The organism is Salmonella sp. SAL4457 (assembly GCF_046548235.1).
Taxonomy (GTDB): Bacteria; Pseudomonadota; Gammaproteobacteria; order Enterobacterales; family Enterobacteriaceae; genus Salmonella; species Salmonella enterica.
This window is the reverse complement of sequence record NZ_JBGDZO010000086.1, coordinates 1-412: the sequence shown is the minus strand read 5'-3', so window position 1 is coordinate 412 and position 412 is coordinate 1. Positions and strand designations below refer to the sequence as shown.

Sequence of the window (412 nt, the reverse complement as noted above, 5' to 3'; positions counted from 1 at the left end):
ACGTTGACCTGCAGCGCGGGCACCGCGGCGAAGGCGGCGGCGGCCCAGAAGAACAGGGTGATTTCCGCCGGCAGCAGGGCCTGGCTGGTCCAGCTGAACAGCGCCGAGACCAGCGCCATGGCGGCGAACACCGCGGCCATGGTGGTGCCCAGGCGCCAGTCGGCGAGGCGGCCGCCGATCACGTTGCCGACGGTCAGGCCGACGCCGATCAGCAGCAGGGTCCAGGTCACGCCGCGCGGGCTGACCCCGGTGACTTCGCCGAGCAGCGGCGCGACGTAGGTGAACAGGGCGAACATCGAGGCGGCGAACAGCACGGTGGTGCCCAGGGCCAGCCACAGCGACGGGTTCTTCAGCGCGGACATTTCCTGGCGCAGGTCGACCTTCTCTTCCTCGCGGTCGTTTGGCAGCACCC

1 protein-coding gene is annotated in these 412 nt (G+C 70.6%); it reads right to left on the bottom strand.

Going from position 1 to position 412, the window contains the following annotated elements:
- Window positions 1-412, bottom strand: a 412-nt coding sequence (locus ACLJNW_RS23345) for an MFS transporter (RefSeq protein WP_410961103.1), incomplete at both ends; no start/stop codon positions are given.